11 protein-coding genes are annotated in these 15,093 nt (G+C 39.4%); 3 read left to right on the forward strand and 8 right to left on the reverse strand.

Annotated elements, in window-relative coordinates:
• Positions 1–34 precede the first annotated feature (34 nt).
• From xdhC to xdhA, 3 genes are read right to left on the reverse strand one after another with little or no spacing between them, the layout of a single operon-like run.
• Positions 35–931, reverse strand: a complete 897-nt coding sequence (gene xdhC, locus AC0L3W_RS12040) for a xanthine dehydrogenase accessory protein XdhC (protein WP_290039556.1) — start codon at positions 929–931, stop codon at positions 35–37.
• Positions 924–3,290: a xanthine dehydrogenase molybdopterin binding subunit gene (gene xdhB / locus AC0L3W_RS12045; RefSeq protein ID WP_409438787.1), complete on the reverse strand. Its 2,367-nt coding sequence runs from the start codon at positions 3,288–3,290 to the stop codon at positions 924–926. Before xdhB ends, xdhC begins: the two co-directional genes overlap by 8 nt.
• A complete protein-coding gene (gene xdhA / locus AC0L3W_RS12050) occupies positions 3,277–4,812 on the reverse strand; it encodes a xanthine dehydrogenase small subunit (RefSeq protein WP_409438786.1) in 1,536 nt (511 codons plus the stop codon). Before xdhA ends, xdhB begins: the two co-directional genes overlap by 14 nt.
• Before the next feature lie 489 nt (positions 4,813–5,301).
• Here xdhA and AC0L3W_RS12055 point away from each other — a divergent pair, with 489 nt between their 5' ends.
• Positions 5,302–5,952, forward strand: coding sequence for a TetR/AcrR family transcriptional regulator (locus AC0L3W_RS12055; protein WP_290039559.1), 651 nt, complete (start codon positions 5,302–5,304; stop codon positions 5,950–5,952).
• Positions 5,953–6,017: 65 nt separating this feature from the next.
• On the opposite strand, the gene AC0L3W_RS12060 is transcribed toward AC0L3W_RS12055, so the two are convergent.
• Genes AC0L3W_RS12060 through AC0L3W_RS12070 form a run of 3 tightly spaced genes read right to left on the reverse strand, consistent with a single transcriptional unit; the run spans position 6,018 to position 10,626 of the window.
• Positions 6,018–8,228: a heparinase II/III domain-containing protein gene (locus AC0L3W_RS12060; protein ID WP_409438785.1), complete on the reverse strand. Its 2,211-nt coding sequence runs from the start codon at positions 8,226–8,228 to the stop codon at positions 6,018–6,020.
• A gap of 1 nt (position 8,229) precedes the next feature.
• Positions 8,230–8,781 (reverse strand): acyltransferase, encoded by a 552-nt coding sequence (locus AC0L3W_RS12065; protein WP_290039561.1) that lies wholly within the window; start codon positions 8,779–8,781, stop codon positions 8,230–8,232.
• 60 nt (positions 8,782–8,841) lie between these two features.
• Entirely contained in the window at positions 8,842–10,626 is a 1,785-nt protein-coding gene (locus AC0L3W_RS12070; RefSeq protein ID WP_409438784.1) for a sodium:solute symporter family transporter, read from the reverse strand.
• 172 nt (positions 10,627–10,798) lie between these two features.
• Here AC0L3W_RS12070 and AC0L3W_RS12075 point away from each other — a divergent pair, with 172 nt between their 5' ends.
• Both AC0L3W_RS12075 and AC0L3W_RS12080 read left to right on the forward strand, forming a co-directional pair.
• Positions 10,799–11,704: a LysR family transcriptional regulator gene (locus tag AC0L3W_RS12075; protein WP_409438783.1), complete on the forward strand. Its 906-nt coding sequence runs from the start codon at positions 10,799–10,801 to the stop codon at positions 11,702–11,704.
• Positions 11,705–11,950: 246 nt separating this feature from the next.
• Positions 11,951–12,619, forward strand: a complete 669-nt coding sequence (locus AC0L3W_RS12080) for a hypothetical protein (RefSeq protein ID WP_290039564.1) — start codon at positions 11,951–11,953, stop codon at positions 12,617–12,619.
• Between the two features lie 106 nt (positions 12,620–12,725).
• Here the strand turns inward: AC0L3W_RS12080 and astE are convergent, their stop codons facing one another.
• Positions 12,726–13,736 (reverse strand): succinylglutamate desuccinylase, encoded by a 1,011-nt coding sequence (gene astE, locus AC0L3W_RS12085; protein ID WP_409438782.1) that lies wholly within the window; start codon positions 13,734–13,736, stop codon positions 12,726–12,728.
• An 8-nt stretch (positions 13,737–13,744) separates the two neighbouring features.
• Entirely contained in the window at positions 13,745–15,085 is a 1,341-nt protein-coding gene (gene astB / locus AC0L3W_RS12090) for an N-succinylarginine dihydrolase (RefSeq protein WP_409438781.1), read from the reverse strand.
• Between the last annotated feature and the right edge of the window lie 8 nt (positions 15,086–15,093).

Genomic DNA, 15,093 nt, shown 5'->3' on the forward strand with positions numbered 1-15,093 from the left:
AACTGACCATTTGGATTGTTTTTATTGGCAGCGGTTATCCAGTTTTCGTTTTTTTATTCTGTAATGCACTGAGATGAACTAGATTGTCTTGTAACTCTTTCCACTGTTTGCCTTTTTGTTTAGGTTTATCACCTTGTAAGCTTTGGTATAAAGCAACTAATTGCCCAGCGATAGACACTGCAACTTCCATAGGTAACTTCCCGCTCACTTCACTTAAGCCAACCGGACAAGTCATGCTGTCAATTTGTTGATCAGAGAACCCTCTTTGCATTAAACGATATTGGAATTTTTTGGCTTTAGTCTCTGAGCCTATCACCCCCAACCACAATGATTGATTTCGTTTCAAAACAGCTTGGCAGAGTTCAAAATCTAATTGATGGTTATGGGTCAAAATTAAGGTTGCAGTATTCTTCGCTGCGCTTGTTACCTGTGCAACGGGTTCATCATCAACCACTTTCTGTACACTGCTTGGGATATGTTCAGGAAACAATTCAGCTCGGCTATCTATCCAACGGATCTGTATTGGCAGCTGTGCTAAAATAGGCATTAAGGCATGGGCAACATGACCTGCTCCGTACACGTCTAGATGTAGTTTATCACTGGCAAAAACCTCAAATAAAACCAAAACTTGACCACCACAACATTGACCTAAACTTGCACCAAGTTGAAAATTCTCCACTTCCTGGCAGCTTTCGCCACGTGCAATTAACGTACGAGCATGCTCAATGGCTTTAAATTCAAGATGTCCACCACCAATGGTTGCGTAGATATTGTTGTCGCTAATCACCATTTTAGTACCACTCGCTCGTGGTGTTGATCCAGCTGCACTTAATAATGTAACAATCACATAAGTTGCTGAGCTTGCTTCCAATTCAGTGGCTGCTTGCAACCAACTGTGAGCATGTAGCCCTTGTGTAGACTGATTAAGCATGGCTTATCTCTGTAGTTTTCGTTTGTGCTGCCGTTTTATTCCATTGCTGCGCTGCTTGAACAGCATTCAACACCGCCTCTGGTGTTGCAGGTGGATTTAAACTAGGCGCAAATTGATAATCAGTAATGCTAGCTAGTGCGTTACGAATTGCACTCCATACACTAATGCCTAACATAAATGGCGGTTCACCGACGGCTTTAGATTTAAACACTGTCGTAGCAGGATTCTGAGAATTATATAACTTCACATTAAACTCTGCTGGCGTATCACCTATCGCCGGAATTTTATAGGTTGCAGGCGCGTTACTAGCTAATGCTCCTTGATCATTCCAGCTTAGATCTTCAGTGGTTAACCACCCCATTCCTTGAATAAAGGCCCCTTCGATTTGGCCAATATCCAGAGCTGGATTAATAGAACTACCCACATCATGTAAAATATCAGTGCGTGTCACTGTATTTTCACCAGTTAAAATATCAATTTCCACTTCGCTTAACGCTAAACCATAGGCGTAATAAAAGAAAGGGTGTCCTTCTGCTTTTTCACGATCATAATAAATTTCAGGCGTTGCGTAATAACCCGTAGTGGAAAGCGAAATACGATTCAGATAAGCTAAATTAATCAATTCAGAAAAGCTAATTCGCCCCTTTTCATGCACTAATTGATTATCTATCAACTGCATTTGTTCAAGGCTCACATCAAAATGCTGACTAGCAAACTCAAATAAACGTTGTTTGATGGTATTCGCTGCATTCAGAGCAGCCATACCGTTTAAGTCGGTACCACTTGATGCGGCGGTTGGTGAGGTATTTGGTACTTTATCGGTACGCGTTGCATTCACTAAAATATGTTGCATATCAATGGAGAAAGCTTGTGCGACGATTTGTGCAATTTTAGTATTAAGCCCTTGGCCCATCTCTGTACCACCATGGTTAACATGCACAGAGCCATCGGAATAGATCACTAACAATGCCCCCGCTTGATTCAAGTGCTGCACGGTGAAAGAGATACCAAATTTAACCGGTGTTAATGACAATCCCTTTTTGATGATTGGAGAAGTTTTATTGAAAGTAGTAATCGCTTCTTTACGCGCCCAGTAATCCCCCTCTTCCTCCATTTTCGCAATCATATCCTTTAGAATAAATTGATCTACTTTTTGTTTATAAGGGGTTAAATCACGACCTGGTTTATATAAATTAAGTTTACGGATCTCTAGGGGATCTTTTTTCAAATAGTAAGCAATATCGTCCACCAGCTGTTCAGCCATAATCATTCCCTGCGGGCCACCAAAGCCTCGGAATGCAGTATGACTAACGGTATTGGTTTTACAACGATTACCATTGATATGTGCATTAGGATAATAATAAGCGTTATCTGCATGGAATAAGGCTCGGTCAACGATGGCATCGGACAAATCAGGAGAGTATCCACAATAACCATTAATATTAATATCTACGCCTTCAATTAAGCCCTGTTGATCAAAACCAACTTGATAGGTGTTATAGAATGGATGACGTTTACCTGTACTTTTAAAATCATCACTTCGTGCTAAACGAATTTTAACTGTTTTTCCAGTATGGTAAGCCGCTAAAGCAGCCAAACATGTCCAGGGTGCAGCCTGTGTTTCTTTACCACCAAATCCGCCGCCCATACGACGCATCTCTACCGTCACATAGTTGAATGGTTGTTTGAGTACTTTTGCAACTAAATGCTGTACTTCACTAGGGTGCTGGCTTGAACATTGAATAAACATACCGCCTTCTTCAGTGGGTGTCGCAATACTCACCTGCCCTTCCAAATAGAAATGTTCTTGGCCACCAATATCTAAATCACCAGAAATTTTATGTTCTGCATTATCAATAGCTTGCTTAGCATCACCTCGGTTTAAAGCATGGGGTGGACGCACCCAATGTTGCTCTTTTATCGCTTGTTTAATATCTAGCATAGGTACACTAGTTTGATATTCAATCACCACTTTACGTGCGGCGATTCTTGCAGCTTTATAACTTGTCGCGACAACTAATAAAATAGGCTGACCATGATATTCAATCACCTCATCGGTTAATAAAATATCACCCGAAAAAACCGGGCCAATATCATTTGTACCTGGAATATCTTTGCTGCTAAAGATATCAACAACACCTTGCACTGCAAAAGCTGGCGCAGTATCAATAGACATAATGTTTCCATGTGCAATAGTCGATACAACAGGGTAAGCATGTAAAGTATTTACTTCTTCGGCTTTATCATCAACATACACCGCTTTACCAATCACTTGTTTGATCGCACTTTCATGAATAAAAGATTGGCCGATGGCATTACCTTTCAGCCCTGTTGGTTTGTCTGTTTTAAAGTGACGCATGGTTAATCCTTGTCTTAATAGCGGGTACTGTCGCGTTCAGGTCGACACTGTTTGGGCTTAATATCATGTTGCTAGCACTTTGATACCAAATCCGGTCAAACAAGTTCTTACTGACTTGTAATCGGTAAGCTGATGTTGCTCTTACATCTGATAAAGGCTGAAAGTCCTCTTCCATTTTTTGTGCCGCTGCTTGCAAGTTTTCTAAACTAAAAGCTTTACCATTTAATGCGCCTGCAATATTAGGAGCTAAAGCTGGTGTAGAAGCCATACCGCCCATTGCACACTTCACCGCATGCATAGTGTGATCTGTTAATTGATAACTTAATACTAAACATACCGCTGAAATATCATCTTCAATACGTTTAGATATTTTATGACAGCTGAGTTGTTGGTTAGGTAGGCGCTGAGGTACATGAATCGCCACAATTACTTCATCATCAGCTAATTGTGTCTGACGATAATCAACGAAGAACTCAGCCAAAGGGATAACACGAGTACCGCTGATGCTTTGTAACTCGATACTTGCATCCAGCGCAATCAATAAAGGAGCAGGATCACCAATCGGTGACGCGTTGGCAATACTGCCACCTAATGAGCCCGCATTTCTAATTTGCAATGAGCCGATACGTTCAAATAGTTCATGTGCTTCTGGGTAGACTTTGCAAAAGCTATCTACAAATTCGCTATAAGGTAAAGCTGCACCAATGTGTATGCCTGTTTCATCTTGAGTAAATTGCATTAATTCAGGGCAATAACGTACTGATATCAGTTGTTCGCTGTAAGCTAAATGTTGACTAAATTCGACGGATAAATCCGTTGCACCTGCCACAAACTTAGCTTCAGGATGCGCTGCTTTTAATTCGCAGAGTTGAGTTAAGTTTTGTGGTAAATAAAAGTATTGCTGGCCATGTTCAATCGCCGGGATAGCATTTAATGCCAGATCTTTTTCTAAAGAGAGAGTCAATGCACTGACTTGTTGACTAAAACGATGATCTTTATCACTGATGTTTTGCGTGGATTCCGCTGTATAACTAAAACACTTTTCAGCAGCAGCTAAAATAGGTTGATACCCTGTACAACGGCATAGATTCCCACCCAAGGCTTGAATCACGGCTGCTTTGCCTGGGTAGCTTGAATAGTTCATATACAGGGCAAACAAACTCATAATAAAGCCTGGTGTACAAAAACCACATTGTGAACCATGACACTCTACCATTGCTCTTTGTACTGGATGCAACTCTTCCAAACTTGGGTTTGCTTTAGCGGTCAATGCTTCCACTGTAATTAAATGCTTACCGTGTAAATTTCCAACTAACATTAAACAAGCATTAATGCTTTTATAGTGCCATTGGCCATCAATCAGATCCCCAATCACTACAGTACAAGCACCGCAATCACCAGAGGCACAGCCTTCTTTACTGCCTACTTTCCCCATATTGGTGCGTAACCAGTCCAAAATGCTCAAATTTGGCGCAAACTGTGTCAATTGAACCATTTCATTGTTAACTAAAAACTGAATCACGTAAACCTCTCTTAATGTTGCAATCCTTTGTATATCAAGACTTAAAAAGTTAATAATATGTTATCAACTATTATTCAATCCTGTTTTGACCATATGGTCAAGTCACACTATTGCATACTGTGTACCAAGATTACCTTTCAATATAAAAATAATAATTACACGGGTTTATTAAAATACAATGACCTCTTTTAATATAGCCTTTTATAACGATTCTATTAAATTTATAGCGGTGAAGGTGCCAAGGTAAGCTGAAGTTGAATAGTAAGTTAAGCTTATAGCCAAGACTTTATTATGGCTCCCTTGCAAACATTCTCAAGAACAGGGCGCAGAATGTCATACACATCAACAATGAGATCAAATACACCAGCATAATTATCTGTTAACCTATAGATAATAGACACTAAGCTTTACTATATAATTATCAAGAAATTAGACAAATTTAGTCCACTTTCTTATTCGTATAAATTGCTAAAAGAGTATGCTTCATTTATGAAAAAAGTAATGAAAAAAAGCCAGTCACCTCGTGGTTCATTAGCCGACATACGTCAAGATAATGAACAACAAATTTTAGATGCCGCAGAGCATGTATTTGCGGAACGTGGTTATCGCGGGACGACAGTAGCGGGCATTGCAGAAGCAGTTAATTTGCCCAAAGCCAACGTACTTTATTACTTTAAAACCAAAGAAGGTTTATACAAAGAGGTCATTAACCGCCTATTAGTATTATGGATGAAACACATGAATGAAATGAGTGCAGATCAACATCCAGGTGAAGCGCTTCCTAAATACATAGTGAATAAAATAACCCAGTCTCGACAACATCCCAACGCTTCACGTATCTTTGCCGCAGAAGTACTGCATGGAGCACACTACCTACGTGAACCATTACAAAACGAATTAAGGGATCAGTTTGAACAAACCTGTGATGTATTTCGAGCATGGCAAGAAAAAGGCTGGCTAGATCCGATAGATCCTGAGCATATGTTATTTATGTTGTGGTCAAGCACTCAGGCCTATGCCGATCACGGTTTGCAAATCAGCATTTTGATGAAAAAAGAGCAACTATCAGACGAAGATTTTGCGAAAGGCATTGAGCTAGTGACTCATATCATTCTAAAAGGGTGTGGAGTGAAGCTTTAACGCTTTCAATGAAGCACAATGCCAGTAATCTTATTCATTACAGGCATTGTGCTTTACTCACTCCATCATAAAACAGCTTCAATTATTTGAGTGTTAACTCCTTCATCATCAACCACTAACTGCTGTCCATCTAATCCAATAACTAACTCTCCGGACTCATTAACTTTTATAGGCACCGTAGATTTCAAACAGCTTACCGCGACATTATGCTCACTCGCGGGAGGGAACTCCCACTGCATATGATAAATATCAGTAGTCGCATCTGACTCTATTCCCCCAGAAACAGGGATATCTTCTTCGTAACCAAAGTCCAAGGTGGCAGCAACATTAATATTACTTTGCACTTTACAATGATAAGGTTGAGGCAATTCAGGGGAACATAATTCAACCGCACCTTCTGTTAATGATGCATTTAAATGGCTATGTAAACGCCACTGCAATGGTTTTGCATCAAATAACTGAATAACATCCCACACAATGATTCCTTTACCTTTGATTAAAATAAAGGTGCGTATAAAAGACTTTGCATCAAGATATGTACAACTAAGGTCTGCTTTATAACAAACCCAAGCATCACCTTCTTGCTGATAAGTTACTCTCGCTGCTGCACTCTCATCATCAATGATTTGTCCTACACCATCAATTAATGGCAAATTATGGGCGCGAGTTGTTTGTGTCCATTCACTATGATGGCTGCTTCCAAAACAATAACCATAGCTTCCCGTAGGAGTTAATACGCCTAAACGATTATCCATCAGAGCAAGGTTTCCCTGGTCTGCGTGACGATGAGAGCTATTTCCAAAAGGACTGGCTCTAAACAATAAATCAACCTGTTCATAACTAGCAATACCAAAGCCTGCATGCTGATAAAAATGACTGGCGGTGGTTCGAGCAGGCTTTGCTTTAACCTGAGATTGACGCTCATATTCGAGCTGCTTCACTGTGCTCACTACATCCAATAAGTGCAAACTATAACAATTGATTTTTGATTCTAAATATTCACTCGTTTGAATCGCTTTTTGATCACCAAAACGATGTGCATAAATACGTAAAGGGTTCTGAGCAAAAAAACCAGGCCACTCAACACTATTTCGTTTACACCAAAAACCATCACCAAAAGGATGAATCGATTGTTCCGTTGCCACAAAGTCCATTGCAAAGTCGCAATAGTTTTTATAGAAAGGATGCTCGTAAAATGAAAAGTCACTCAACCGTTCAACCGATAAAAAGAAAGCATGGTGCCATTTACTGTAAGAAGATGAATAAAATGGTCCTTCTGCCCAACTGCCATCCTGACCACCATAGAAAGGAAAAATTCCGCGATAAATCATTAAAGAGTAATTTAACCACCGCTCGCAAACATCTCGGTCAAACTCTTTATGCAATACCAGCGCAGCCACACCTAAATACCCCGGTAAACGAGACGTATGAGAGTGGCCTGGAAATTGATGGAATTGATCAGCACTTAAACGCTCTTCCATTTGATAAGCAATACGAATCAGCATAGGTCGAACAAATGACTTTTCAGGCTCAGTCATTAATGGTGACAACCAGTGATAAGCTAAAAATAGATTACGCGATAAAGATAATCCTACTTCATCGCCCCACGTTAAGGGTCTAACTAAAGAAGCAGGACCTTCTGGGCTCCATTGCGCGAAGCTCAATAACAATTCAACTGCGTGTTGACCACTCTCTTCTTCTTGCCATATTTTATAAAGCAAAGTGAGTGCGATTAAGTCTCTATCAATCCATTCACGAACGTTAGCAATGGCAGTCCTTTTACCTGCTTCCTTACCACGCTTATAATGATCAGGGTAACTTATATCATCAGCATGAGCAGCTAATTTAGCCGTTGCCTGGAGTTTAGGATAAGCCTGTTGCGCGGCTGTTTTTACGCTATCAATATCTTCATCAAAATACATCATAAATTGGTTTTTATCAGCACATAATGCAAATAATTGCTCAGCCGTAGGCGCGATATAATCAGCAGTCTGTTCTTCAATATCAAAATGAAACCACTGTGACTTAAACCCTATGGCATCAGTTAAACGCCAACGATACTTACCAACCTCCAAAGCAAAAGATAACTGTAATGGCGATTGGATCGCTTGCCACTGCCAAGCTTGATCAGTCGTACAGCAAATCAGTTCTAGGTCATAGTGCTGTTGAATATCTGCTTGCGGCCAGTTAAAACTAGGTGGATTAGTTAACGCAGGTTGTTGATCTTCAGGTGAGAAAAATAGCTGAAAGTCATGATGTCGTTTTAGCTCTAACATGTTACTTCTCCTGTTTAAACCAAGTGTATTGACCCGTTTCTTTATCTATTTTTCCTAACTGTACCGCCGGTGTTCCACCTACAATGGCGTAATCTTCAACATCGTTTGTCACCACGGAATTTGCACATACCAGACTACAACGCCCAATGGTTACGCCAGGTGTAATAACCACTCCCGAAGTCAACCAGACGCCATCTTTAATAATCACTTTACCTTCGCTTAAATCACTACGCCCGCTAAAAAAATCATCCTCGACAGAATAAACATGATTAGAAGCAACAATGCTGGCATGTGGGCCTATCAACACATTTTCCCCGATACTCACATCACCATTAACGTAACTATATAAACCAACATAAGAGCGAGCACCGATTTGATTATCACCAATTCTCACCACAGCTCCCGGTGCAATTCGTACTCGTTCGTTAACAAAGCCTAGAATTTTCGCTCTGCTATTATCATCTTCAAAATTATTACTTTGCGTTGTATATAGAGTAAATTTACGAAACTCTTCCTCGCTTAATTCACCACCAAATTTTTCTTGTACAGACATATTTCTAACCTTAGGAAGTGAATCGATAAATTCACTTCCATAATGACAATTTAAAGAAAATTAATTAACAGCTGCTTTTGAATTAACTGAATCAACTGGCACATCGCGCACTGATTTAACTAATAACAAACCAATTATTCCAACAATCGCAGCAACCGCGACGAACAATAAACGTCCCCATAAAGGATTTGGCACTAGCGTTAATAATAAAAGTGGTACACAAGCAGTTAATAATAAACGACCTAACATTGAATGTTGTTTGTTATCCATCGTGATACTTAATGCTGTATCTTCAACAACCACTTCTCTATCAACGTTTGAGAAAAACTGCTCGACTTCAGCCGTACGCTCTGCTGATAACCCTTTATAGAAGAACTGCGACAATACAAAGAAAGGTAAAGTAATTAGCATATGACCCGATACACCTAAGGTTACCGATTTCATTTCAGCAAACTCACGAGTAGATAGTGGTGTCTCTAACCCTAAAACAGATTCCACAAGCTCAGGTGTAATACCGAAGGCAATAATGCCAGAGACACACATACCTACTAAGATAGTTCCCCAACCTGCCCAGTCTGGCGTTTTACGAATAAAGAAACACATAATAGAAGGGATCAACACAGGGAAGCCAACTAATGTGCCCACCAGCATCATCAAATCAAATAACCCAAATTCACGTAACGACGTTAAGAATAAACCAGTGAGAATAACAATTATGCCAAACATAGCTGTAAAGAACTGACTCGCACGCATCAAGGTTTTTTCATTTGGGTTTTTACAGAAGTACGGTTCGTATACACTTTTCACCAAGATTCCTGCATTGCGATTTAACGCCGAATCCATCGATGACATCGTTGCCGCAAACATCGCCGCTAACATTAACCCCACCATACCAACTGGCATTTCACGTTTTACAAAAATATAATAGGTCGCGTCAGATACATTTTTACCTAGTTCATCGAGTCCCCACGTTGTAACATCAGGGTAATTGCCCGCAACAAACCATGCAGGTAAGAACCATACCAATGGCCCAAAGATCATCAGACCACAAGCAAGTAAAGCGGCTTTTCGTGCATTTTTAGTGTCTTTTGCACTGATATAGCGGTAAGAGTCAACCATATTGTTAGTACTAAAAAACTGCTTAACAAAAATACAGACAAACCAACCAACGAATAAATAAGTGTAGCTATAACCATCTCCCATTAATGCTTGCTCTGGTAAACCTACTTCTAATAAATTCCCTACACCACCAGACTTCCAAACGGCCACTGCAGCTGCAATAAACGACATCACAGTGATAATCACCATTTGTAAAAAATCAGAAGCAATGACCGCCCAACTACCGCCGACCAGAGACATAAATAACACCACTAACCCAGCACCAATAATAGTTTGCTCTAATGGCACACCTAACACTGCGCTAGTAAATACCGCCAAACCATTCAACCAAATAGCCGCCTGTAATACACTTAGCGGGATATTTGCCCAGGTAAAGACTTGTTCATTGAATTTGCCCAAACGCATTCTTGCCCCCTGTAAAGGACTGATCACACGCATTTGTCGTGCTTTAGCGGCAAAGAATAAATAATTACAAAAGTAACCTAACGCATTAGCAAAAAATACAATCGCCACCGACATACCACTGTTTAAAGCTTTTCCCATTAATCCAGTAAAGGTCATTGCACTTAGTGCCATCATGAATGCAGTTGCCCCGACCATCCACCAAAGCATACGACCACCACCTCGAAAGTACTCAGAAGTATTATCGGCAGCAGATCGGAACATCCAACCAATACCAAGTAAAAAGACGAAATAAACCAACACAACAATGACATCGATATCCATTTTAAAAATCCTATTCGGTGGAGGGAAAGCTTCCCTATTAAAGCGATGAACAATTCAATTTAATGGCACTTTGATAAACGCCACACAAATAAATATACGTGCCGTTGGTAGGGGTGAGAAATACTGATAATGTATAGCATTAATACAAATTTGTAATAAAAGGAAAGGGTTAGTGGAAATTAAAGCATTAAAAACCTTCATCGCCGTTGCCGCTTTAAAAAACTTTTCAGCAGCCGCAAAGCAGCTCTATACGGTACAACCTAACATTAGCCGACAAATATCAGATCTAGAAAAAGAGCTAGGTGTTAAGCTTTTTACGCGTAGTACACGCGAAGTAAATTTAACTGAAACAGGAAAAATCCTGTTGCCAGAAGCCATTGAAATTGTTGCAAACAATACACGCGTCACAGAATTGGTCAGAGCAGCACAAGATAAACAACAAAGTTTACGTATTGGTTACCTTGCTTCTGCTTGCTCTACTTTTTTCCCACAACTTGTCAGTCAATTTTCAAAGTTATATCCACACATTAAAATATCAATTCAAGAAATGACATCTAAGGAGCAATTAAACGCTTTATTAGAAAACAAGATTGATGTTAGCTTTTCAAGACCTCAACCTTTGTTAGATAAAGAACGCTTTTATTGTGCAGAAATTTATACAGATCCTTTGGTTGCTGCGATTCCTGATGGACATCCACTACTAAAAACAGATGAAATCACCTTTCAAGACTTAAAAAACGAAAACTTCATATTATTCAAACCTGAAGAAGCCATGGATTTACACCATCACATTGTCTCAAATTGTGAGAAAAATGGCTTTTACCCTAATATAACCTCTCATCATGGCAATATACGTAGCTTAATGACAGTAGTCTCAGCTGGACTGGGGATTTCATTTGTACCAACATGCGTTAAACACTTAGGGTTAAATGATTGTCAGTTTATTACCATGCAAGAATTGGATATGACATTAACACTAAACTTGTATCATCCTGCAGCTAATTGCCCAGCACATGTCAGTCAATTTGTTGATTTTTGTGCTTCTAAAAACATCTCTCTCGGGCATCACATTAATTAGCAGACAATTGTTTTATATTATATTTTATATGTTATTTTTTCATTTATTATTAGGTAGTTAGGGTTTGATCACCTATTTTTTTAAATACTGGAAACCACTCTTTCAAGTAACCGATCTCACATAAATAAAAATAGAATGCGCTATTTCCGCGCACTACTTTCAAAATGTTTAGGTAGTCACATAAAATAATACAATAGCACTATAGAGTACCTACACCATTAATAAATATAGGTTTAGGGGTAAGATATGAAAAAGATATACTTAGGATTAACTATCGCGGCACTATTAACGGGTTGTGCAAATACAGCACAAACAACGTCAGCCGCATCAACTAAGGCCGATGCAGTAGTGGCAGTTACATCTGGAGAAAACCTGATTATCGACCCACAATTAACTGAATTTAGAAGCAACAGTGGTAAAAGTGATGTGTGGAAAAAAGAGGCGGATAAAAACGCGGGTTTAGGCGATGCAGGTAGCTCCAAAGATACCGCATTTGATGAAGAAGGTTCATCTCGTCTTCGCTTTGTTTCTGCAACAGATGACTTTACAGCACAACCAGGCTTAACTCAGCAAGTTAACGGTTTACAGCCTAATACAGATTATCAGCTATCACTGTATTACAATGATAAAAAAGGCGATGACTCTATCAGTGAATTAGTCTTTGGCGTTAATGGAATGACAGGCAAATCGCTCGCAAGTAAAACAACCCATGTTTCAGAACTTGCTAATGCCCCGCAAGGCGCAGTAAAAAAACGCTTCAAACAAACAGTACTTAACTTTAATTCCGGCGCAAATGTCTCAGTGACAATCTATGCAAAACTGCATATTACTGATCCATCACAAATCGATCCATCGGGTGATATTGGTAAACAGACAGAAGTCCGTATTGATGAGTTTAAACTGATTAAACGTTAATTTAGATTTCTATACTAGAAATTGAAGGTAATGAGTAAACTATTCGGGGATATACACCCGAATAGTTTTTTATTATCAACCATTATTCGCGACAGCAATTGAGTGTTTATTTTTCTACAAACAAACTTTCGTGATCCCCTTCTGCCAATAAAATGCCAGCTCTGAGACCTACTTTAACGGAAGGGTTTGGAAATAGTATCCATCCAAACTCATGAGTAACTTGATACTTAATCTCACCATCATCTGCAATAATTGTCCCTTCTGTATAACGAGTGAAGTTATTGACATTGTCATCTACTGTAATAAATTTAAACTGATCACTTAATTTAGTCAGCTCTTGGTCAACAATATAAATAACAGGCTCACCGAGACTAGAGTTATCTATCTTTTTTCCACTGATCAGTTTAATTAAGACTTCATTTATCTGGTAAAAATTAGTTAGGTCATTACTTCCAAATGGAGTCGCTTTCCCCAACTCCAACGTGCAGCTAAGAGCTTGGCAACAATGACTAGTAAAAGAGCTAAAAGTACCACTAGGGGTAGGATTAACAACAATAGCCTCTAATCCCATTCCTACTAACCAATCAAAGTATTCACTATTTTTTTTAGTAAGTCGTTGGGGTAACAAACCAAATTTTTCATGAACAGATCCTCTAATTGCAGTGTGGAGATCAAAATGAAAATGTTGCTTTGCTTTAGTTTGCGGGGCAAAAAAATGCAATACGTGCTGCTCCAAGTTAGCCGCACGAAGACTCTCATCGGTATCAGCATAAGCTGTATAGCGCCCATTAAACATCCGATTAAGGTCAGCATCTACATAACGTTTACCTTCTTCAATCGCTTTAATATTGCCAAATACCACTAGAAGCTCCACAGCTAAGGGGCGTGCCCCATTGAGCAATGCACATACGATTTGCGCAACAATTTCAATGGGAGCAGTCTCATTACCATGGATACCTGTAGAAATAAGCACTTGCTTATCTACGCTAGAGTCAGTGTCAAGAGGAGTGATATGTAACACCCCTTCATCCAACCAGTGCCAACTTAAACGTTGATTACTGCCCTTTAAAGCTAACGGATAGTCAGAACAACCACTTAAAGCTAATACTTGATTCATGATAACCTCTATAATTGAAAAGGATAAATACTACCAAGATCAAGTATTTGAGTTAGTTCATCTAATGCTCTTCGGTTCTCTATCAGTAAGTTAGGATCAGCAAGATCCTCTTCACTTAAACGATCTCTATAATGCTTTTCAATCCAACGGGTTAATCTTGAATATAGGTTATCATCCATTAAAGCACCTTGATTACACGCCTTGAGCTCATTATTTTTAAGCGCAACACGTAATCGTAAACAAGCAGGTCCACCGCCATTACGCATGCTTTCTCTTAAATCAAATACTTTAACTTCATTAATTGGACAACCACTTGTAATTAGTTCATTTAGATAAGCCCAAACTCTTGGATTATTTTGTACTTCTTGTGGAACAATAATCACCATGCTTCCATCGGATTTAGTGAGTAATTGGCTATTAAATAAATAAGTGCTCACTGCATCAGCAACAGATACCTTCGCAGCAGGTACACAAATAGGAACAAACTGCGTACCACTGAGTGCTAGTTTTTCTCTCAACTCTGTGAATGCAACTTGCTGGTTTATAAAAGCTAACTCATGATAAAACAGCACAGGTCCATTACTTACAGAAATGACATCATTATGAAATACCCCTTGGTCAATTACATCGGGATTCTGCTGAATAAAAACATAGTTTGACGGATCAAGTTGATGTAATCGCGTAATCGCATCGCTCGCTTCAAAAGTCTGTCTAGCAGGGAATTTATGTGGCTCTATTTCACCACCGAATGCTTTGCGACCATATACAAAAAGCTCAACACCAGCACGACCATACTCACTACAAAGGCGATTATGGTTAGCCGCACCTTCATCCCCTAGAATAGCTTGTTGAGGAAGTGCGGCATGATGACTAAAGTGCGTATCGCTATTAAAAATAGCTTTTAATGCACGACCTGTGGTATCAGCTTCAATACTGCGGTGAAACTTATTATTTAAGTTTGCGACAGTAAAATGTACCTTTCCATCTTGGGTATCTGCAGAAGGTGAAACAGTCGCAGCATTAGCTACCCACATTGAAGAAGCAGAGCTGACAGCTGACAATACTCTAGGTGCTCGCTTTGCAGCTTGTGTAATAATCTGAGTATCATCACCAGTAAAACCCAAAGCACGTAAAGTAGGAATACAAGGTCTTTCCTGTGGAGGTAAAACGCCTTGCTTAAATCCCATATCAGCTAGCGTTTTCATCTTTAATAGGCCTTGCAAAGCCGCTGATTTAGGGTTGGCTAATTGTTTTTTATTATTGGTAGAGGCAACATTACCAAAAGACAATCCCGCATAGTGGTGTGTTAACCCAACCAAACCATCAAAATTTACTTCATATGAAGACATGAGCTTTC

The sequence above is a fragment of the Psychromonas sp. KJ10-5 genome (assembly GCF_055808325.1).